This window comes from Methylorubrum sp. B1-46 (assembly GCF_021117295.1).
Lineage (GTDB): Bacteria > Pseudomonadota > Alphaproteobacteria > Rhizobiales > Beijerinckiaceae > Methylobacterium.
Map to the genome: position 1 here is coordinate 2,379,780 of NZ_CP088247.1, position 20,256 is coordinate 2,400,035.

Annotated in this window: 22 protein-coding genes and 1 tRNA gene; 14 read left to right on the forward strand and 9 right to left on the reverse strand. The window is 69.2% G+C overall.

The window, feature by feature from the left end:
• Positions 1 to 278 precede the first annotated feature (278 nt).
• The 3 genes from LPC10_RS11125 (at position 279) to LPC10_RS11135 (ending at position 3,193) form a co-directional block, all read left to right on the forward strand.
• Complete coding sequence (locus LPC10_RS11125; protein WP_231346715.1) at positions 279 to 659, forward strand: hypothetical protein; 381 nt, start codon at positions 279 to 281, stop codon at positions 657 to 659.
• A 112-nt stretch (positions 660 to 771) separates the two neighbouring features.
• Entirely contained in the window at positions 772 to 2,025 is a 1,254-nt protein-coding gene (locus tag LPC10_RS11130; protein ID WP_231346716.1) for a diguanylate cyclase, read from the forward strand.
• A gap of 88 nt (positions 2,026 to 2,113) precedes the next feature.
• A complete protein-coding gene (locus tag LPC10_RS11135; RefSeq protein WP_231346717.1) occupies positions 2,114 to 3,193 on the forward strand; it encodes a phosphatase PAP2 family protein in 1,080 nt (359 codons plus the stop codon).
• Between the two features lie 54 nt (positions 3,194 to 3,247).
• On the opposite strand, the gene LPC10_RS11140 is transcribed toward LPC10_RS11135, so the two are convergent.
• Complete coding sequence (locus LPC10_RS11140; RefSeq protein WP_231346718.1) at positions 3,248 to 3,688, reverse strand: hypothetical protein; 441 nt, start codon at positions 3,686 to 3,688, stop codon at positions 3,248 to 3,250.
• 202 nt (positions 3,689 to 3,890) lie between these two features.
• Here LPC10_RS11140 and LPC10_RS11145 point away from each other — a divergent pair, with 202 nt between their 5' ends.
• Positions 3,891 to 4,403 carry a DUF3060 domain-containing protein gene (locus tag LPC10_RS11145; protein WP_231346719.1) on the forward strand — a complete coding sequence of 171 codons (513 nt, stop codon included), beginning with the start codon at positions 3,891 to 3,893 and terminating at the stop codon, positions 4,401 to 4,403.
• 123 nt (positions 4,404 to 4,526) lie between these two features.
• Positions 4,527 to 4,796: a hypothetical protein gene (locus LPC10_RS11150; RefSeq protein WP_231346720.1), complete on the forward strand. Its 270-nt coding sequence runs from the start codon at positions 4,527 to 4,529 to the stop codon at positions 4,794 to 4,796.
• Between the two features lie 208 nt (positions 4,797 to 5,004).
• Here the strand turns inward: LPC10_RS11150 and LPC10_RS11155 are convergent.
• The 4 genes from LPC10_RS11155 to LPC10_RS11170 form a co-directional block, all read right to left on the reverse strand.
• Positions 5,005 to 5,091, reverse strand: a tRNA-Leu gene (locus tag LPC10_RS11155).
• Positions 5,092 to 5,125: 34 nt separating this feature from the next.
• Positions 5,126 to 6,313, reverse strand: a complete 1,188-nt coding sequence (locus LPC10_RS11160) for an FAD-dependent oxidoreductase (RefSeq protein ID WP_231346721.1) — start codon at positions 6,311 to 6,313, stop codon at positions 5,126 to 5,128.
• A gap of 14 nt (positions 6,314 to 6,327) precedes the next feature.
• Positions 6,328 to 6,594 carry a zinc-finger domain-containing protein gene (locus tag LPC10_RS11165; RefSeq protein WP_231346722.1) on the reverse strand — a complete coding sequence of 89 codons (267 nt, stop codon included), beginning with the start codon at positions 6,592 to 6,594 and terminating at the stop codon, positions 6,328 to 6,330.
• A gap of 164 nt (positions 6,595 to 6,758) precedes the next feature.
• Positions 6,759 to 7,049 (reverse strand): hypothetical protein, encoded by a 291-nt coding sequence (locus LPC10_RS11170; RefSeq protein ID WP_231346723.1) that lies wholly within the window; start codon positions 7,047 to 7,049, stop codon positions 6,759 to 6,761.
• A 346-nt stretch (positions 7,050 to 7,395) separates the two neighbouring features.
• Between LPC10_RS11170 and map the strand changes: the two genes are divergently transcribed.
• From map to LPC10_RS11195, 5 genes are all read left to right on the forward strand, one after another.
• Positions 7,396 to 8,250 (forward strand): type I methionyl aminopeptidase, encoded by an 855-nt coding sequence (gene map, locus LPC10_RS11175; protein WP_231346724.1) that lies wholly within the window; start codon positions 7,396 to 7,398, stop codon positions 8,248 to 8,250.
• Positions 8,251 to 8,263: 13 nt separating this feature from the next.
• Positions 8,264 to 9,007, forward strand: coding sequence for a DNA repair protein RadC (gene radC, locus LPC10_RS11180; RefSeq protein WP_231346725.1), 744 nt, complete (start codon positions 8,264 to 8,266; stop codon positions 9,005 to 9,007).
• A 255-nt stretch (positions 9,008 to 9,262) separates the two neighbouring features.
• On the forward strand, positions 9,263 to 10,702 hold the full coding sequence (locus LPC10_RS11185) for a circularly permuted type 2 ATP-grasp protein (RefSeq protein ID WP_231346726.1): 1,440 nt from the start codon (positions 9,263 to 9,265) through the stop codon (positions 10,700 to 10,702).
• A gap of 106 nt (positions 10,703 to 10,808) precedes the next feature.
• Positions 10,809 to 11,753, forward strand: a complete 945-nt coding sequence (locus tag LPC10_RS11190) for an alpha-E domain-containing protein (protein WP_231346727.1) — start codon at positions 10,809 to 10,811, stop codon at positions 11,751 to 11,753.
• 689 nt (positions 11,754 to 12,442) lie between these two features.
• Complete coding sequence (locus LPC10_RS11195; protein WP_231346728.1) at positions 12,443 to 13,927, forward strand: MFS transporter; 1,485 nt, start codon at positions 12,443 to 12,445, stop codon at positions 13,925 to 13,927.
• Positions 13,928 to 14,083: 156 nt separating this feature from the next.
• Here LPC10_RS11195 and LPC10_RS11200 read toward each other — a convergent pair whose 3' ends face one another.
• Both LPC10_RS11200 and LPC10_RS11205 read right to left on the reverse strand, forming a co-directional pair.
• The gene (locus LPC10_RS11200) at positions 14,084 to 14,341 is read right to left on the reverse strand and encodes a hypothetical protein (RefSeq protein WP_231346729.1); all 258 of its coding nucleotides are present in this window, start codon (positions 14,339 to 14,341) and stop codon (positions 14,084 to 14,086) included.
• A 54-nt stretch (positions 14,342 to 14,395) separates the two neighbouring features.
• Positions 14,396 to 14,848: a hypothetical protein gene (locus LPC10_RS11205; protein WP_231346730.1), complete on the reverse strand. Its 453-nt coding sequence runs from the start codon at positions 14,846 to 14,848 to the stop codon at positions 14,396 to 14,398.
• A 17-nt stretch (positions 14,849 to 14,865) separates the two neighbouring features.
• Between LPC10_RS11205 and LPC10_RS11210 the strand changes: the two genes are divergently transcribed.
• The 4 genes from LPC10_RS11210 (at position 14,866) to LPC10_RS11225 (ending at position 18,036) form a co-directional block, all read left to right on the forward strand.
• Positions 14,866 to 15,165, forward strand: a complete 300-nt coding sequence (locus LPC10_RS11210; protein WP_231346731.1) for a hypothetical protein — start codon at positions 14,866 to 14,868, stop codon at positions 15,163 to 15,165.
• 255 nt (positions 15,166 to 15,420) lie between these two features.
• The gene (locus tag LPC10_RS11215; RefSeq protein ID WP_231346732.1) at positions 15,421 to 15,690 is read left to right on the forward strand and encodes a hypothetical protein; all 270 of its coding nucleotides are present in this window, start codon (positions 15,421 to 15,423) and stop codon (positions 15,688 to 15,690) included.
• A 609-nt stretch (positions 15,691 to 16,299) separates the two neighbouring features.
• The gene (locus LPC10_RS11220) at positions 16,300 to 17,160 is read left to right on the forward strand and encodes a transglutaminase family protein (protein ID WP_231346733.1); all 861 of its coding nucleotides are present in this window, start codon (positions 16,300 to 16,302) and stop codon (positions 17,158 to 17,160) included.
• A 129-nt stretch (positions 17,161 to 17,289) separates the two neighbouring features.
• Positions 17,290 to 18,036 carry a peptidase gene (locus tag LPC10_RS11225; RefSeq protein ID WP_231346734.1) on the forward strand — a complete coding sequence of 249 codons (747 nt, stop codon included), beginning with the start codon at positions 17,290 to 17,292 and terminating at the stop codon, positions 18,034 to 18,036.
• 49 nt (positions 18,037 to 18,085) lie between these two features.
• Here the strand turns inward: LPC10_RS11225 and LPC10_RS11230 are convergent, their stop codons facing one another.
• Positions 18,086 to 18,799 (reverse strand): NAD-dependent deacylase, encoded by a 714-nt coding sequence (locus tag LPC10_RS11230; protein ID WP_231346735.1) that lies wholly within the window; start codon positions 18,797 to 18,799, stop codon positions 18,086 to 18,088.
• A gap of 22 nt (positions 18,800 to 18,821) precedes the next feature.
• Positions 18,822 to 20,036: a hemolysin family protein gene (locus LPC10_RS11235; protein WP_370644720.1), complete on the reverse strand. Its 1,215-nt coding sequence runs from the start codon at positions 20,034 to 20,036 to the stop codon at positions 18,822 to 18,824.
• Between the last annotated feature and the right edge of the window lie 220 nt (positions 20,037 to 20,256).

The window sequence follows — 20,256 nt, forward strand, 5'->3', positions numbered from 1 at the left end:
CCTCGATGCGGCGCAGGTGGAGATTGGCGGCGAGTGTGAAGGCAATAAGGCGCAATCAAGGGCGTTTTGGTGAGGTTTCGCGCACGATCATGGCACTGGAGCCGCCGACGCCCTGACCCTCCGGACTTCCGTCGCCCGGGTCCCCGTTCGAGCTGGCCGGAACGGGCATGGCGGATCGTCCCGGTCCCACTGCCTCTCGGTTCGAACGTCAGGGGTGCGGCCGGCGTTGGCAGGGGAGGGGCGGGTGCGGGACCGTCCGCGGCAAGGAGAGAGGCAGCGTGGCGGTGAGCTTGGCAGATCTGATGCGCGGGGCGGCCGCGGAGGCCCGGCGGCTGGCAGCCGCGCACCCGGCGGGAGGTCGGAAGGACGACCTGCCCTGGGCGGTGATCGCCGCCTTCGATGCCGATGTGCGCGGCCATGTCGAGCGCGACCGGCGGATTGAGGACGAGCGCGACCGCGTGCTGATCGCATCCGTGACGCTGGCCGAGACCCCCGGAGACGCCGAGGAGGACGAGCGGGACCGGGCGCGACGCGGTCTCATCCGGGCGATCGACTACCTGGAGGAAGCCGTCCTGCGCTTCGGCATCGTCAATCGCGCGGCGGCCAAGCGCGGCTACGGTGCGGCCGGTGATCCGGTCTCGACACGCACGAACGGATGAAATTGCGCCGATGAAACACTCGCTCCCACCCACGCCGATTGACATTCGGTATTGAGCGGAGGTGGCCTCTTACGGTAACGCTTAAGTCGTAGAGGCTTGACTTGGCGCATCGATGCTACAGCCGATCGAAGCCGGCCTGAGCCGCCCGTGGTACCGGCTCAAGTTGCCGGATGTGCTCGAAGCGCAGTACCGCGCCGAGACGGCCCGGCAGGACGGCTTCTATGTGCAGTCCTGGCTCGCCGTCTTCACCCTTTTCAACGTTCTCTCCCTCGTGATGGACCGCGAAGTGTTCGGTCCGGAGGGCTTCGTCGTGCCGCTGGTGATGACGCTCGGCGTCTTCTGCCCGGTCGCGCTGGGGGCGGTCGCGTCCCTGCGAGGACGGCCGACGATGGTGCGGATCACCGGCGCCGTCATGGCCACGGCGCTCGTCGATATCGTCGTCGTCCTCAACAGCGCCCGCCTCGCGCCGGCTCCGCACACGGACGTCTACATCATCATCGCCACCATCGTGCCGCTGGTCGTGGGGCTGATCGCGCCGCTGCCGTTCCGGCACTGCCTGTGGTTCTGCGGCAGTGCGTTCGTCCTCTATGCCGGCCTCGTTCTAGGGCTCGGGCTGTGCAATGCGGAGCGCAGCGGCCTGCCCCTGCTGGTCTCAGGGTTGATCCTGGTGCCGCTGAAGCTCTGCTACTCGCGGGAATGGGCGGCCCGGAACACCTTCCTGATCGGCCTGCGGGTGAAGCTTCAGGCCGAGGCGCTCGCCCGCGCCAACGCGCGGCTCACCGTGCTCTCGGAGACCGACGCGCTGACGGCCCTGTCGAACCGCCGCCACTTCACCGAGCGGCTGGAGGCCGGCTGGAGTCTGGCGAGCGAGCAGGATGCGTGGCTGGGCCTGATCTTCATCGATATCGATCACTTCAAGCTCCTGAACGACACCGCCGGTCATGCCGAGGGGGACCGCTGCCTCGTGGCGGTGGCCGCGGCGTTTCAGGCCGCCGTCGAGGCCCATGGCGGTCTCGCAGCCCGTTACGGCGGCGAGGAATTCGCGGCCCTGCTGCCGGGCGCCGAGCCGGCCACGGCCCGGATGGCGGGCGAAGCCGTCCGCGCGGCCATCGCCGATCTCGCCCTTCGCCATCCGGGCCTGTCCGTCGGGATGCCGGTGACCGTGAGCGTCGGCGTCACCGCCGCGCGGGGGCGGATGCGGGACTTCGGCATCGAGGTCTCCGATCTGCTGCGGGCCGCCGATTTCGCGCTCTACGCGGCCAAGAACGAGGGCCGCAACCGGGTCGAGACCTTCATGCCCGCCGCGAACGCGAACCGGCCGGCCGCGGGCGCGGATCGTGCCCAAACCGCCGCACCATCCGCCTGAAACGGCGCGCAATCCGAACCAAAGCGGGCGCTGCCGCGTCTTCCCGTCCGGGGCGGCCGTCGGGTCGCGCGCACGGAGCGACGGACGGATGCTGCTCGACGAGGAACGCGGGGCCGGCTCAAGGATGGCCGGCCCGCCGGCCGGCCGTCTTGTCGGGCCAGCGGCCGGCATGGCGATGCGGATGGGGATGCGGTGGCCGAGCGCGGGCCTCGCCGCCCCCGGTGCGGGCTATTGGGCGCTCGTCGGGGCTCTCGCCGGGCTCGACGCCCTCTGGCTCGCGCGGGCCGGAATCGACATCGCCTGGACCGGCCTGCTCGCCGTGTCCGGCGCGGTCGCCGTCCTACTCGGGCTCGCGCTGCTGTTCAGCGCCGTCAAGCCCGAGCCGAAGCTGCGGGCCATGGCCCTGTCGAGCGCCTATCTCGCCGCCTTCACCACAGCGGCGGCCCTGCTGCATTACGTGAGCGCCACGCTGGCGCCGCCGCTCGCCGACCCGCTCCTGGCGCGGGTCGAGGCGGCTCTGGGCTTCGACTGGCGGGGCTGGGTCGGCTTCCTTGCCGCCCACCCCGATCTGTCATGGTGGCTGGCGCTCGCCTACCATTCGAGCGGTCCCCAGATCGGCCTCGTCGTCATCGCGCTCAGCGCGGTGTCACGAGTCGCCCGTCTCTGGGCCTATGCCCGCCTGTTCAGCCTGGCGCTGCTCGCCTCGATCGCCGTCTCGGCCCTGTTTCCGGCGGTCGGCCCCTACGCCCACTACGCGCCGCAGATCTATCCGCAGGGGCATCTCGAAACGGTCGGCGCCCTCTGGCATCTCGATGCCCTGCACGCCCTGCGCGAGGGTACGCTGCCGACGATCGCGCTCTCGGAGATCCGCGGCCTCGTCACCTTCCCCTCCTTCCACGCTTGCCTCGCGATCCTCACCGCCTGGGCGCTGGCCCCGGTGCCGGTGATCGGCCCGCTCGCCGGTCTCCTCAACGGCGTGATCCTCGTCGCCACGCTCGGCGCGGGCGGGCACTACCTGCCGGACGTGCTGGCCGGGACACTAATGGGGATTCTTCTGGTGATCTTGCACGGCGCCCGGCATCGACGCTCGTCCGGGGCGAGCCGGGCGGTGCTCGTTGCGCAATGGGGCCGAAAGCTGGGGCCGGTTCCCGCCCCGCGTTCGGGATAGGCTCGATCGGTGCGAGAAGTCCCGCCCCGGCGCGAGCCAGGTAGGGCAGGCGCCTCACCGCAGGTCGGCGAACAGGTCGAGCTGGGTCGAGGCCACTGCGCGGCGACGGGGCCGGCGCGCAGTGAAGGGCGGGAGCGGGATGCCGGGTTTGCCGTACAGGGCGACGCCGATCACCCGGCCGCGATCCGCCCCGAGGACGACGGACGCCGTGTGCGGGCCGGACCGGGCGACTTCCTCGATCAGCGGCTCCGCCCCCGGAAGGGCGGCCAGCGCGCTCACCAGTTCGGACAGGCCCGCGGCCTCGACGCCCATGACGCCGAAGTCGAAGCTCCGGCCGGCCCAGATGGTACGCGCGGCGGCGGCACGGGCCGACGAGAACGGATTATCGATGAGCTGGGTCGCCGGGTCGCGCAGGAACGCCGCGACGCGCTCGCGCTCCGGGACGTGAAGCGCGTCGGCGAGCAGCGCGCAGAGTTGGAGTTTGGTGATCGGCACCGCGTGACGGTGGCATGGCTTGGCCGCTCGCGTCGAGCACGGGGCCGCCAAGTGCTGTGGAGAGCGGCCGTGAGGCGTCGCTTCCGTTGTCGCGCGACGACCGACGTGCTGTCTCTGCCAAGTCGGGCTCCGGCTCGACCGTTTGACGGGCCTCGGCCGGTTTGCTCTCTTCCGCAGCCCTACAACGACCCAGGATCCGTCGATGCCTCGTCTCCTTCCCCTCGTCTTTGCGGCCACGATCGCTTCCCTGGGCATCGCGCAAGCCGATGAGCTCACCATCGAAGGTGTCGGGATCAGCCGCGACGTGGACTGCGAGGGCAAGGACGTGGGTGTCTACGGCGCGGAGAATGAAATCGCGCTGACGGGCAAGTGCGGCCTCATCACCGTGCACGGCTCGAACCACAAGGTCAGCTTCGAGGAGGGGACCGGGCTCGCCGTCTCCGGTATGGACAACAAGGTGAAAGGCGGCCGGGCCCAGAACGTGACCGTCAGCGTCACGCAGAACACCGTCACGGCGACGCTGGGAGGCGGCGGCGCACCCGGCAAGCTGAGCACCTCCGGCGCCAACAACCGCGTCTCCCTCGTTCTCGCCGGTCCGACGCGATTGGAGGTCCAGGGTGCGGATCATGTCGTGGAATGGACGCGCAGCGAGGGCGCTCCGAATCCCGAGGTCACGGCATCGGGGGCCAAAAACGTCATCAAGAAGAAGCTGTAGCGGCCGCTCACCCTTCGTCGCAAGGGCGAGAAGCGGGCTGACTTCGGCACCATCGCCCATCTCGGCCGTTGGTCCTGTGAAGCGCATCGTACGGCCGGTGCGCAACATCAGGAGCCCATCACCATGACGCGGCTATTGCTCGCCTCTGTCCTCGTCCTCTCGCCCTTCGCGCTCGCCGCGACCGCCCAGGCTCAAGGGACGATCCGTGGCGCCGAGCGTGGTGCCGAAGACGGCAACCGCGCAGCCGGCCCCGTGGGCGGCGTTGTCGGAGGAGCTGTCGGTGCGGCGACCGGCACCGTGGGCGGTGTGCTCGGGGTCGATCCTGACCCCCGCCGTGAAGAGCGCATTGAGCGCCGCGAGGAGCGGGTCGTTCGCGAACGTCCGGCGCGGTAGTCGAGACTATGAGAGCCGGAGGGCGTTGTCGCTTCCGGCTCTTCCAGGAGGCCGCCCGGGGACCTCCAGGGCCCTCATCGGTGGCCTTCGAGCGAGCCGTGAGTCTTCTCGCCCGGCGCCCCCGAGGGCCTGCGAGGCCCTTCATCGTGACAGGGGCCGAACGATGTTTTGTCGGTACGTTGCCGACAATCCAGGATTCTCGACGGATTGGTGCGGACGGCGGGACTCGAACCCGCACAGCCTTGTGGCCGCAAGATTTTAAGTCTCGTGCGTCTACCGGTTTCGCCACGTCCGCATGCGGGCAGCGGTAGCCGTCCGGCGGGGCCAGATCAAGCCGGCGGGTGCCAGCCGTAGACCCAGGCGTAACGGTTGCTCATGCCTTCCGGGCCTAGGCGGCGCATCGCCATATCCCGGGCAAAGCCGATGAGGCGGCCGGCGTGATAGAAGCGGCCGTTGCGGCGGGCGGCTCGCTGCACCGCCCGCACGCGGGACTGGCGCGCCGCGGCGTAGGTCGCCAGCGCCTCAGGCACGCCCGCCGGCCCCGACAGGCTTGCGGCCAGCACCGCCGCGTCCTCGATGGCGAGCGCCGCCCCCTGGGCCAGGAACGGCAGCACCGGATGGGCGGCGTCGCCCAGGAGCGCGATCCGGTTCCGCGCCATCGGCCGCACGGCCGGGCGGTCCACCAGCGACCACACCACCCAGGTATCGGGCAGACTCAGCAACTCGTTCAGCGGACCGGCCGCGTCGGGAAAATGGTCGCGCAGCACCGCTGGATCGCCGAGCCGGCCCCAATCCTCGTCGCCCTCGCGCTCGGGCACGATCGCGACGACGTTGAGCCGCCTGCCGCCGTTGATGGGGTAGTGGACGACGTGGCGCCTGGGCCCGAGCCACAGCCCGGTCTCGTTGCCCTGCAGCGCCTCCGGCGCCGCCTCGCGGGGAATCACCGCCCGCCACGCCGCCTGCCGGTGGAGCCGGAGCGGGCGCGCGTCGAAGCGCTGGCGCAGGGTCGAGCGCACCCCATCGGCGCCGACGAGGAGGTCGGCGCTCAGGCGCTCGCTGCGGTCGCCGTCGATGCTCTTCATCGTCAGGCTGATGCCGTCCGCCGTCTCCGTGACATCCGAGACCTCGCGCCCGACGCAGAGGCGGATGCCGGGACGCCCGCGCACGGCGTCGAGCAGGAGGGTCTGGAGGTCGGCACGGTGCAGCACGTAATAGGGCGCGCCGTGGCGCTCGCGCAGGCCCGGCCCCAGGCGGATGCCGCCGATGACGCGGCCGGAGGCCAAGGCGCGCACGGTGACGCCCGGCGGCTCGTCGCCCGCCCGGCGCAGGGCCGCGCCGAGGCCCAGCCCGATCAGCACTGCGCTGGCGTTCGGCGAGAGCTGAAGGCCGGCCCCGACTTCGGAGAAGCCGGTGCGGCGCTCGATCAGCGTGACGGAATAACCGGCATCGGACAGCGCCAGCGCGGCGGTGAGCCCACCGATCCCGGCGCCGACGATGGCGATAGAGAGCGCCGTCACGGACAACCCCGCCGTCAGGCCGCCCTGGGAGCCTCCTGGGGCGCCTCGTCGTGCCACACGCAATCGGTCGGCTCCGCCGTCCCGGCCTTCAGCCGCGGATCGTAGCGGAACAGCGTCGAGCAGTACTGGCAGATGATCTCGCTGTCGCTGCCCATGTCGAGGAAGACGTGCGGGTGATCGAAGGGCGGCAGCGCCCCGATGCACATGAACTCCTTCGAGCCCACCGCGATCACGGTCACGCCGGCCTGATTGTGGAAGTGGGGAACCGCCTTGTCAGCCATCGCACGTCCCTGAAAACGGAGGCTCTGGTCTAGCGCGTTCATGGGCGCAAGCCTAGGGTCTCGGACCGATCGCGCCGACGGTTGAAGATCTGCCCAGGGTGGCTGGCGGGTGTTCGGCGCGCTTGAGCAGGCGATGCCGGCCGCATCCCGTTGACGGACGCCGTTCAGCTCGCACGGATTGTATCGAGGGTTCCGCGGCAGGACGGAGCCACGTCGGCGACGACCCGCTCGAGCGGCGTCAGGCCGAGCCAGACCCCCGCCGCGGTCGTCGCGGCCCACCAATAGTCGTCACCGACGCGCTGAACCAGGGTCGGCAGGGCGGAGGAGACACAGGCCTGCGCCTGGGCAACAACCTCCGGCGCCACCTTGGCCTGGCGAAGGCGATCGGCGACCTCGGCCTGGACAGGTTGGAGGATGAGGGTGCTCGCAAGGAAGTACGCGAGGCCGGACAGCATGAGCGAAACTCTTGTCGATGCCGGTCGGGGCGTCGGCACGACCGAAGCGCATGAGCCGTCGGCTTTGCCCGTACCGAACCGCGGTTGCTCGTTACAACTCGGGAGGCGCCGAGGTCGATCCAGGCCTCGATCGGCGTTCGTTCGGGGCGAGAGCCATCTCAGCGCAGGGTGTGGTTGCCTCAGCCGGCCCCTGGCAACGGCCTATCCGTGCTTTCCTCCGGCCATGCCGCTGCGGGCGATCTCGAGGAAACGGTATTGGCGGCGGACGCTCGGGTTGGCGCCGGCCCTCGTGCGGCGTAAGACGAAGCCGACCGCCGCATCTCATCTGCCGAAGCGCCCGATCCCCATGAGCCGTGAAGAGCAAGCCGTCGCCGAAGGCGGTCGCCGCGCCCCGGAGCCGCCGATCCACGGCCCGGAGGGGTTCGAGGGGATGCGCCGTGCCGGCCGCCTCACGGCGGAGGCGCTCGACCTCCTGGTCGAAGCCGCCCAGCCCGGCGTGACCACGGAGCATCTCGATAAGCTCGCCTTCGAGTTCGGGATGGATCACGGTGCCTATCCGGCGTCGCTGTTCTACCGCGGCTACCGCAAGTCGATCTGCACCTCGATCAACCACGTTGTCTGCCACGGCATCCCGAACGACAAGCCCCTGCGCGAGGGCGACATCGTCAACCTGGATTGCTGCCTGATCCTCGACGGCTGGCACGGGGATTCGAGCCGCATGGCCTATATCGGCGAGGTGCCGCGCAAGGCGCAGCGCCTGTGCGAGATCACCTACGAGGCGCTGATGCGCGGCATCCGCGCGGTGCGGCCGGGCGGCTCCACCAACGATATCGGCCGGGCGATCCAGACCTACGCCGAAGCCGAGCGCTGCTCGGTGGTGCGCGATTTCTGCGGTCACGGGCTCGGCCGCGTCTACCACGACGCGCCGACCATCCTGCACTACGTCGAGGCGAGCTACGACGTGCCGCTGAAGGCCGGCCAGTTCTTCACCATCGAGCCGATGATCAATCTGGGGCGCCCGGCGGTGAAGGTGCTCTCCGACGGCTGGACCGCGGTGACCCGCGACCGCTCGCTCTCGGCGCAGTTCGAGCACACGGTGGCGGTCACGGAAGACGGCTTCGAGATCTTCACGCTCTCGCCCAAGGGGCTCGACCAGCCCAAACCCCACGGGATCGAGCCCCACGGCACGCAGGCCGACTGACGGCCTGCCGGCAATGGCCCGCCGCACGGCCGAACCGCCCGCCCTGCCGGGGCTCGCCGAGGCGGCGGCCTCCGCCGCCGCGGAGGCGCCGCACTATCACGGTCACCGCGAGCGCCTGCGCGCCCGCTTCGCGGAAGCCGGCGCCGAGGCGCTCGCCGATTACGAGTTGCTCGAACTCGCCCTGTTCCGCTCGATCCCGCGGCGGGACGTGAAGCCGCTCGCCAAGGCGCTGATCCGCCGGTTCGGCTCGTTCGCCGAAGTCGTCAGCGCCGAGCCCGCCCGGCTCGCCGAGGTCGAAGGCGTCAGCGCGGGCGTCGCCGCCGACCTCAAGCTGATCGAGGCCGCGGGACGACGGCTGGCGCGGGGTGCCATCGCGGCGCGCCCGCTGCTCTCCTCGTGGAGCGCGCTGCTCGAATATCTGCGCGCCACCATGGCCTTCTCGGGCCGCGAGGAGTTCCGGGTGCTGTTCCTCGACCGGCGCAACCACCTGATCGCCGACGAGGTGCAGGGCCGCGGCACCGTGGATCACACGCCGGTCTATCCCCGCGAGGTGGCGCGGCGGGCGCTCGAGCTCTCGGCCACCGCGATCATCCTGGCCCACAACCATCCCTCCGGCGACCCGACGCCGTCCGGCGCCGACATTCGCATGACGCGGGAGATCGTCACGGTGCTCGATCCGCTGGGGATCGTGGTGCATGACCACGTCATCCTCGGCCGCGACGGGCATGCCAGCCTGAAAGGGCTCAAGCTGATCTGACCCGTCTTCGATGCCTCCTCGACAGGCATCGTCCGGCGCTGCCAGCCTGTCCGCCAGGGATGGGCACGCGCCGCGCCTCCGCTACATCTCCGACAGGTTGTCCGGCAAACCGATCACAGCATGGGGCGCCGGCGCCGCTGCGGGCGGTAGGGTGCCACGGCAAGTTGAGGGTGCACGGGAGCGAGCGTGCCGGCGGCCGTCCGGCTGGCCTGCCTCTTGCTCCGGTAGAACGAGACATCAGGGGGAATCGCGCGGATGGCGCTCACGGCGTTCGACGAGATGAACGGAGGCGGATCGGGGCAGCCGGAACAGGCCGCCGTCCGTGAGGCCTACGACATCCTCAAGGCTTGGCTCGACAAGACGCCGCCGGAGCATTTCAACACCCGCCGCAGCCAGGCCGAGATGCTGTTCCGGCGCATCGGCATCACGTTTGCCGTCTACGGCGCCAATGAATCGACCGAGCGGCTGATCCCCTTCGACATCATTCCGCGGGTGCTGACGAAGCCCGAATGGGATTTCTTGGAGCGCGGCCTCAAGCAGCGCGTCACCGCGCTCAACGCCTTCATCAACGACGTCTACGGCGCCGAGGAATGCATCAAGGCCGGGATCATCCCGCCCGACCTCGTCTACCGCAATCCGCATTACCGCATGGAGATGCGCGCCTTCGACGTGCCGCACGACCTCTACGTCCACATCGCCGGCATCGACATCGTGCGCACCGGCGCCAACGACTTCTTCGTGCTGGAGGACAACGCCCGCACTCCGTCCGGCGTCTCCTACATGCTGGAGAACCGCGAGGTGATGATGCGGCTCTTCCCCGAGCTGTTCTCCCGCCACCGCGTCGCGCCAGTCGAGAACTATCCCGACGCCCTGCTCGCAACCCTGCGCAGCCTTGCCCCTGCCTCCGCGACGCGGGACCCGACTGTGGTGCTGCTGACGCCGGGCCGCTACAACTCGGCCTTCTACGAGCACTCATTCCTGGCCGACAAACTCGGCGTCGAATTGGTGGAGGCGGGCGATCTCTTCACCAAGGACGAGGTCGTCTACATGCGCACGACCGAGGGGCCGCGCCGCGTCGATGTGATCTACCGCCGCCTCGACGACGACTTCCTCGATCCGCTCGTCTTCCGCCCGGATTCGGTGCTCGGCGTGCCGGGCCTGATGAACGCCTACGAGCGCGGCAACGTCACGCTCTCGAACGCGGTCGGCACCGGCATCTCGGACGACAAGGCCGTCTACAGCTACATGCCGGAGATCGTGAAGTTCTTCACCGGCGAGGAGCCGATCCTGCACAACGTGCCGACCTATCGCTGCCGCGAGCGGGAGGCGTTCTCCTACGTGATGGACAATCTGAAGGACCTCGTGGTGAAGGAGGTCAACGGCTCGGGCGGCTACGGCATGCTGGTGGGCCCGCACGCCACGCGCCGCGAGATCGACGAGTTCGCGAAGAAGCTGCGGCACGCACCCGACAACTTCATCGCCCAGCCGACCCTCTCGCTCTCGACCTGCCCGACCTTCGTCGCCTCCGGCGTCGCACCGCGGCACGTCGATCTGCGTCCCTTCGTGCTGGCCGGCGCCGACGAGATCCGCATCGTGCCGGGCGGCCTGACCCGCGTCGCGCTGAAGGAGGGCTCGCTCGTGGTCAATTCGAGCCAGGGCGGGGGCACCAAGGACACCTGGGTGCTCGATGCCTGACCACTTCGCCCGATCGTTTTGCATGTCTTCGGCGAGCCGGGCGGCGTCGGTGATGAAACACCGCGCATCTGCCGTCCCGGTCGCCACCGCGCCCGCGAGCTGACCCATGCTGTCCCGGACTGCCGACAATCTCTACTGGCTCTCGCGCTACGCTGAGCGGGCGGATTTCCTCGCCCGTATTCTCGACGCGGCCCTGCGGCTCACCGCCCTGCCGTCGAATTACGGCGGCCGCACTTCGAACGAGTGGGCCTCGGCCCTATCCTCGGCGGGCGATCCCGCGTTGTTCAAGACCCTCTACGACGCGGTCAACGAGCACACGGTCTGCAACTTCCTCGCCTTCTCGCCCCATAACCCGTCCTCGATCCGCTCCTGCATCGCCACGGCGCGGGAGAATGCCCGCTCGATCCGCACGGCGCTCACCACCGAGATGTGGGACACGATCAACGGCGCGTGGCTGGAGCTGCGCTCCTACGAGGGGCGCGACCTCAGCCGGGAAGAATTCACGCAGTTCCTGGACTGGGTGAAGCGGGTCTCGCTGACCTTCGACGGCTCGGCCTACCGGACGATGCTGAGGAACGATGCCTACTGGTTCACCCGCGCCGGCACGGCGATCGAGCGGGCCGACAACACCGCCCGCATCCTCGACGTGAAGTACCAGATCTTGCTGCCGGCCTCCGAGCGGGTCGGCGGCTCGCTCGATTACTTCCAGTGGACCACGATCCTGCGCGAGGTCTCGGCCTTCAACGCCTATCACTGGGTCTACCGCGAGAGCATCAAGCCGGTGCTGGTCGCCGACCTGCTGATCCTCAATCCCGAGATGCCGCGCTCGCTCGCGAGCTGCTACCGGATGTTGGTGGAGCATCTCGACCTGATCGCCGACGCCTACGGCCGCCGCGGCGAGAGCCAGCGCTTGGCGAGCAACCTGAGGGCGAAGCTCCGCGGCGCCGATATCGAGCGCATCTTCGCCTCCGGGCTGCACGAGTTCATCCAGGGTTTCATTATCGAGAACAACGGGCTCGGAGCGGCGATCAGCGAGCAGTATCTGGTGTAGGCGCGCCGCACGAAACGCCCGGTCACTGACCGCTCTCGCTCTGGGAGGTCAGGGCAGCGGGCGTCTTGTGAGAGGCACCCAGCGCCGGATCGGCGACGCGGCCGATTCGCTTCGCGGCCCTGAATACCGCGCGGAGCAGGCTTGTGGCCCCCAATACGGCGCCGACCGGAGCGCCGTGACCGCCGGCGCGTCCTGCCAAGGATCCGCACGGCCCGCGATGACACGATCCGCAAGCGAGGCCGCGATCCGACGGAGCTCGGGGCGAGGGCAGGATGCCGCCTTGATCCGGGCGTCAAGAGGGGTAAGGCTCACAACTATTGTCAGCGCCTCGATCTCGCGGCGCCTTTGCCCCGGCCGATGGCCCGCATCGCCTCGGCTGCGCAGGCGGCGTCCGCCCATTGCTGGCGGGAAATGGCCTTGCCGCGCGGCAAACCGCAACAAAACGTCGCTCCGCGACAAGTCGTGGCAGAAGGCTCGATCAAACTAGCCCCTGGTTGCAGCCCGTGCGGGCGCCGGCTGTGACTTGAATGATAAGAATATTCGGACACGCTGTCCGGGAGGAAGATCAGCACCGGTCTTCGACCGAATTTTATTCGAGGTCGTCGAAGCGCGGCGATCGGCGCATGCGCGCATCTGCCATTTCAGCAACCTCTTTTTCTTCTCAGGAGCCCTGCGGAGATCGACAAGCTATGCTGTCAATGCATGTTGACGACGACAAGGATTGGAAGGCCTCGGATTGCACCGTGACCGAGCCGGCCACGATCCGCCGCGCCATCTCGGCCGCTTCGATCGGGAACGTCGCCGAATGGTACGATTTCGGCGTCTACGCCTTCTTCGAGCCGACCATTCAGAAAGTGTTCTTCTCCAATCTCTCCCACCAGATGGGTGAGATCGCGACCTTCGGGCTCTTCGCGGTCGCGTTTCTGATCCGGCCGCTCGGCGGCATGTTCTTCGGCCCCTTGGCCGACCGGATCGGCCGCAACAAGGTTCTCGCGGCCACGATGATCCTGATGGCCGTCGGCACCTTCGCGATCGGCTGCATCCCGAGCCAGGAGAGCATCGGAATCGCCGCGCCGCTCCTGCTTCTCGTCGCTCGCCTGGTCCAGGGTTTCTCCACCGGCGGCGAGTACGGCAGCGCCATGACCTTCATCGCCGAATACGCCCCCGACCGGCGGCGCGGCTATCTCGGCAGCTGGTTGGAATTCGGTACCTTCACGGGATACCTGCTCGGCGCGATCGTCGTGACCGTGGCGGGCGTCGCCCTGACCGAAGAGCAACTGCTCGACTGGGGCTGGCGCCTACCGTTCTTCCTGGCCCTGCCGCTCGGCCTCGTCGGCGTCTACATGCGTTCGCAACTGGCCGAGACGCCGGCCTTCGCCGCCCTCGAACAGGAGGCGGAGGATCGCGAGAAGCGTCTGCGCGCGGGGCAGACCGCGAAGGACATCCTCGCCCTGTGGCCCTATGTCCTCGTCTGCATGGGCCTCGCGCTCGCCTGGAACGTGCCGAACTACATGCTGACGTCCTACATGCCGACCTACGTGACGCAGACCCTGCCGATGATGCAGCAATCCGGCGGCATCTCGCCGAGGGAGTCACAGGTCCTGCAGATCGTGGTGATGGTCCTCGCGCTCCTGTCGATCCCCTTCATCGGCCGCTTGTCCGACCGCTTCGGTCGCAAGCCCTTCGTCCTGATCGGATCGCTCGGCCTCGTCGTGCTCGCCCTGCCGATGATCATGCTGATCCGCAGCCAGAGCGAGACCGCGGTCTTCCTCGGCCTGCTGATCATGGGGCTGCTGCTGATCTGCTTCAGCGCCACGATGCCCTCGACGCTACCGGCGCTCTTCCCCACGAACGTTCGTGCGAGCGGCCTGTCCATCTCCTTCAACGTGTCGGTGTCGCTGTTTGCCGGGACGACCTCCGTCGTCGTCGGATCGCTCGTGGCCTATACGGGCAACCTCGATTGGCCGGCCTATTACCTGATGATCGCGGGCGCGATCGGCGCCGTCTCGATCCTCCTCATCCGTGAGCCCAACGGGACGAGCATGTGGGGGTCTCCGCCCGCGGCTGCGAGCGAGCAGGAGGCGCACGACCTCGTCCAGGGCTATGGCTCAGGTGCGGCCGGCGGATCGGGACTGTCCGTGCCGGTCCCCATCGCGCCGCGCCAGATCGTTTGATTGTCGATCGCGTCCGGAATCGCGCAGGGACCTCGGACGGTGTCGACCCGAGAGCCGGTGACGGAAGCGGCTCTCGTCTTTCATCATGGCCCGCGCCGATCGCAGCGGATCGGCGCGGGAGCCAAGGCGTCGGCTGCGGCGCGAGCCTGATCTGGGTCAGTACCGATACCCGCCATAGCCGCCGTAGCGCCGCTCGCCGTACCGGGAGCCGCGATACGATCGGCCGTAATGGCCGCCGTACTCGTGTTTGCGCCTCCATCCGTGGGCCGGCGCCCAGGGTGGAGGGCCGCCGTGGTGGAGGCCGCGTCCGCCGCGCGCCCAGGGCGGGTCGGCCATGGCGGCCGTGGTGGTTCCGACGATGCCGGCGGCGCATGCCAGAACCGAAAGAAGGGTCAGGGTCGGTTTACGAAGCATCGGGCCTCCTGCGAGCGGGTGGAGCGGAACCGGGACGGCGCGGTCGGTCCGGTCTTACTGGCCGGTCGTTGAACCGGTGGTGGTCGTGGATTTCACCGGCTTCGAGCCGGGCTCGTGCGACATGGTCTTGGTGCGCGACTCGACGCTCTCGCCGTCGCGGACCTTGGTCTTCGTCTGCGACTTCGAGAACGTGCCACCGTCATGGGCCATGGACTTGGACTGACCGTTGAGGCCGCCTTGGCCGGTCTCGTTCACGTGGGAGCGGTTCATGGTCTTGCCGCCGGCGGCCGCGCCGCCGGTCGCCAGCGAGGAGCCGGTGCCGCCGTTCGCGCCCGTCGAGGTGCCACCGGTGCCGACGGTCGAGGCGGAGGTGCCGCCGGAGGCCGCCGAGCCGGCACTGCCCGCCGTCGCGCTGCCGCCCTGCGCCTGGACCAGCGCCGGGGCGAGCGCGAGACCGAGGGCGACGAGCGCTGTCGCCGGCTTGATGATCGTCTTGGTGATGCTCATCGGACCCTCACTTCCTGTTGCTCGGCACGGTGACCACGCAGTCGCCGTCCCCGGTCGTCGTCATCGTGCTTCCGCCGCCGCTCGAACTCGCGGCCGAACTGCTGCTCGTGCCGTCGCCCGAGCGCGTCGTCACCGAGGGGCCGCCGGTGGTGGAACTCTTCACCCCGTCGGGGCCGGCCGTGACCGAACTCGACAGCGTCCCGGTCCTGTTCGCCTCGTCCGAGTGGACGACCCGGCACGGCTTGCCGTTGGGGCCGGTGGTGACGGTCGTGCTGCCCGAGACGCCGTTCGGGCCGCTCTGGACGGTGGTGGTCTGAGCCTGACTCGCGGCGATGCCGGCGAGGGCGATTGCGCCGCCGAGAAGCGGCAGGATCACGCGTGCCATGGTGCGACTCTCCTCAGATGCTGAAGCGGACGCGGCCCTTGAGAGCCGCGCCCGCGCCGTCACCCCCGACGAGGCTCAACGCTTGTTGTGGCCCGGTGCGTTCTCGGAATTGCCGGGGCCGCTCTTGTCATGGCCCGGAGCGCCGCCCGACTTGCCCATGCTGCCGGATGAGGAGCCGCCCGAGCCCATGGACGAGCCGCTGCCGCTCTTGTCGGCCGACGACCCGCCGGTGCCCATGGAGGAGCCCGAACCGCTGCCCGATCCGGCCGAGGAGCCGCCGGTTCCGACCGTCGAGGAACTGGTGCCGCCGCCCGCCGAGGAGCCGCCCGTGCCGAGCGTCGAGGACGAGCCCGAGCCGCCGCCCGAGCCGGCCGAGGAGCCACCGGTTCCGACCGTCGAGGAGCTGGTGCCGCCACCCGCCGAGGAGCCGCCGGTTCCGGTCGTCGAGGACGATTGAGCGAGCGCGAGAGCCGCGCCGCCAATGACGAAGGTGCTGGCAAGCGCCGCGACACGAATGTGTTTGAGCATCATTTCCTCCGAGTGTTTCGGTTGTTGCGGGACCAGAAACGGAGAGTTCGGGAGGACCGTTCCAAGAAAATTGCACGAGTATCGAACAAAATCCTCCGCTGAACGGCAGATTAACGCGTAAATTATGCTGTTAAGACAAGAATTCACCGTCGGGCCGTGGCCCTGAGGTGAATGCGATGCGAGAAGTTCAGGTGGCGCGATAGAGTTTTCTGGTCGGGCCGTCTCTCAATTCGCTGAGCTGTGGGCTCGGGCGCTTGAAACGATGCGCCAGGCGATACCGTTCCGGGGCGGTGCCGGCCCTGCCGAGGGCAGGGCTTGGTCGAGACAGGCATGCGGACCTGTTCGGCTACGGTGCGCCGGGCACAGTCCCTCTCCGAGCCGCCTCTGAACGGTGGCGTCGCGGCATCGCTCCGCACCGATGCGCCACAGCCGCCCGGACGAGAACACCCGTCCTGCCAACGCTTTGAGCAAGCCGCCCGATTTCCAAATCGTCGCCCTTGCCCTAGCTTGCCGCGAGTCAGCCCGGCAGGATCAAGGCATGCGCATCCGGATCGTCCACGATACGGTCTACACCTACGAGCAGCCGGCCCGCGGCCTCATTCAGATCCTGAGGCTGACACCGCGCGACCATGACGGGCAGCACGTGCGCGAGTGGCGGATCGAGCCTTCGGTCAACGGGCGGCTCACCGCCCGCGAGGACGGCTTCGGCAACCTCGTGCACTGGTTCACCGCCGATGACCCCACCGACGCGCTCACCGTGCGGGTGACCGGCGAGATTGAGACCTTCGAGACGAGCGGCATCATCCGCGGCGCGGTCGAGCGCCTGCCCGACCTGTTCTACCTGCGCGACACGCCCCTCACCGAGGCGAGCCCGGAACTCAAGGCCTTCGCGGAGAAGGTCGCGCGGGAGGGGGAGCGCGGTCCGCTCTCGACCCTGCACCGGCTTCTCGCCGCCGTGCACGACGCCGTGACCTTCGAGCCGGGCCCGACCAGCGCGAGCACCAGCGCCGCTCAATCCTTCGAGGCGGGCAAGGGGGTGTGCCAGGACCTCACCCACATCTTCCTCGCCGCCGCCCGGCACCTGGAGATCCCGTCCCGCTACGTCTCCGGCTATTTCCGCCGCGACGACGGCGGCGACGACCAGAAGGCAGGGCATGCCTGGGCGGAATCGCTGGTGCCGGAACTCGGCTGGATTGGCTTCGACCCCGCCAACGGCCTCTCGGCGACCGAGGCGCATGTGCGTGTCGCCGTCGGCCTCGACTATCTCGGCGCCGCGCCGATCCGCGGCAGCCGCATGGGCGGCGGCATCGAAACCCTCGACGTGGCCCTGCGGGTCGAGCAGGTGCAGGCGCCGCACCAAGCGCGCGGCCAGCAGAGCCAGAGCCAAACCCAGGGCTGAGCCGGGTCATCGGCCCCAGCGGATCGGCTTCGAAAAAGTTGTCTTGCGGCTTGCGCGCGGCACGTGCGAAGCGAGCCGCCTCGTTCCGCCCGGTTTCCCGGGCCTTTTTCGCCTGAGGCGGGTACCGCCATGACCTACTGCGTCGGAGTGCTCGTCGAGGACGGGCTGGTGATGATCGCCGACACCCGCACCAATGCGGGGCTCGACAACATCTCGACCTACCGCAAGCTGCACATGTTCAACGTGCCGGGGGAGCGGGTGATGATGCTGGCCTCGGCCGGCAACCTCTCGATGACGCAGTCGGTGCTGAGCATGCTGCGGGAGGGCGTGGACGACGTCGAGGGCGAGACGCCGCCCAAACTCGAGGACGCGGCCACCATGTTCAAGGCGGCCCAACTCGTCGGCCGGGCGATCCGCCGGGTCCGCGAGATCGAGCAGGCGGGGTTCGAGGCGGCGAACCTGCGCCTGGAGGTCTCGTTCCTGTTCGGCGGACAGATCGGCGACGAGCCGATGCGGCTGTTCATGATCTACTCGGCGGGCAATTTCATCGAGTGCAGCCGCGAGGCGCCCTTCCTCCAGATCGGCGAGCACAAATACGGCAAGCCGATCCTCGACCGGGCGGTGACCTACGAGACCGATCTCTACGACGCGCTGAAGGTCGGCCTCGTCTCGATGGACTCGACCATGCGCTCGAATCTCGGCGTCGGTCTGCCGATCGACATCGCCGTGCAGCGCCGCGGCCATCTCGACCTCGAAGTGAGCCACCGCATCGAGGCCGGCGAGAGCTACTTCCACGATCTGCGCGAGCGCTGGTCGGCGGCGCTCAGGGCGGCGCACCGGGCGATCCCGCGCCCGCCCTACGGGCCGCAGCGGTAGACGCTGCCGTCATTGCCTCGGCTTCGCCGCGCGATGACGGAGGTGACGCTCAGGCTGCCTTGCCCAAGATCTCGTCCACGAGGGCCGGCACCGTCTCGCTCGCTCGCCCGAGCCGGGATGCCTCGAACATCCCGGCATTGTCGGCTTCGTCCAGGGTGAGCGCGAGCGTCGGGATGCCGAAGGCGCGAGCTTGGGCGACGTAGCCCGCGGCCGGGTAGACCGCGCCGGAGGTGCCGATCGCCACGAACAGGTCGGCCTCGGCCAGCGCCTCGTCGATGGCGTCGAGGTGCTTGGGCATCTCGCCGAACCACACCACGTCGGGCCGCATCCCGCCTTCGCGCGTGCAATGCGGGCAAGCCGTCTCGACGGTCAGGTCCTCGTGCCAGACCGGCTCCGCGCCGCAGGCCGTGCAGCGGGCTCTCAGGAGTTCGCCGTGCATGTGGACGACGTGGCGCGAGCCCGCCCGCTCGTGCAGGTCGTCGATGTTCTGCGTGCAGAGGAACAGCCGGCCGCCACTCTCGGCCAATCCCGCCTCCAGCCGGGCGAGCGCCTGATGCGCCGGGTTGGGCGCGGCGGCGCGCGCATCGCGGCGGCGGTGATTGTAGAAGTCGTGGACGAGCACCGGATCGGCGGCAAAGCCCTCGGGCGTCGCGAGCCGCATCGGGTCGAAACGCGCCCACGCGCCGTCCGTGTCGCGGAAGGTGCCGAGCCCGCTCTCGGCGGAGATCCCGGCACCGGTGAGGACGAAGACGTTACGGGTCATGGCATCGCTGTGATGGATGAGCTCAGGCCTCCGGCAGGCGCGTGGCGAGCACCTTGTCGATGCGCCGCCCGTCCATGTCGACAACCTCGATCCGCCAGCCCTGCGTCTCGATCTTGTCGCCCTCCGTCGGGATACGCCCGAGCTGGACGATGACGAAGCCGGCGAGCGTCGAGAAGTCGTCCGAGCGCGGACGCTCCGGCAGGCCGAGGCGATCGAACGCGTCGGTCGCCGACATCATGCCGTCGATGAGCAGCGAGCCGTCCTCGCGCTCGACCACCATCCGCTCCTCGCCGGGCTCGGGGATCTCGCCGGCCATCGCCTCCAGAAGGTCGGTCTGGGTGACGATGCCTTCGAGGCTGCCATATTCGTCCACGACGATCGCCATGCGCACGGGCTTGGTCTGGAACATCTCCAGCACCTTGAGGATCGCGAGCCCTTCGTGGACGACGATGGGCTCGCGGGTCGCCCCCTTCACGTCGAGGGGCTTGCCGTCGAGGAATTGGTCGAGCAGATCCTGCTTGCGCAGCACGCCGACGACGTCGTCGATCTGGCCGCGGCTCACCACGAGCTGCTCGTGGCGGCAGGCGCGCACCGCCTCGATGATCTCCTCTTGGCTGTCGTCGAGATCGACCCAGTCGACCTCGTTGCGCGGGGTCATGATCTCGCGGATGCGCCGCTCGCCGATGGCGAGGATACGCGCCACCGCATCCTCCTGCGCCTCGTGCAGCAGGCCCGCCTCGTGGCTCGCGGTGACGAGCAGGCTGAGTTCCTTCGGCGAAGGCAGATGCCCCTCGCCCTCGCCGGGCCGCAGGCCGAGCATGCGCAGCACGCCGTTGCCGAGGCCGTTGAGGAGGTGGATCGCCGGGCCGAAGATGAACAGGAACAGGGTGAGCGGCCGCACGATCACGAGCGCGGTGCGCTCGCTGCGCTGGAGGGCGAGGCTCTTGGGTGCCAGTTCACCCAGCACGATGTGCAGCGTGGTGATGACGGCGAAGGCCAAGGCTACCGCCAGCGTGTGCGTGGTGATGCCGACGGCCCCATCCGGCAGCCACTGGAACAGCGGCTCGATCAGGTGGGCGAGCGCCGGCTCGCCGACCCAACCCAGCGCCAGCGAGGAGAGGGTGATGCCGAGCTGCGTCGCGGCGAGATGCGCGTCGAGCCGATCGGTGGCGCGTTGGAGCGCCCGGGCGTTGGCCCGCCCCTCGTTGACCAGTTCGGCGACCCGGCTGCGCCGCACCGCGACGAGGGAGAACTCCGCCGCGACGAAGAAGCCGTTGGCGAAGACGAGTGCAATGACCGCGACGAGGCCGAGCACCGATGACCAGAGACCGTCCGAAATCGTGCCCTCCCGGGGCCATGCCGCACTGCTGATCGCACCTGAGGCGGCACCGATGCTGAGTGCCTCTCGCAAAACGCCCGCTGCGCCGACGCGCACGGAAAGCAACCGTACGGTGATC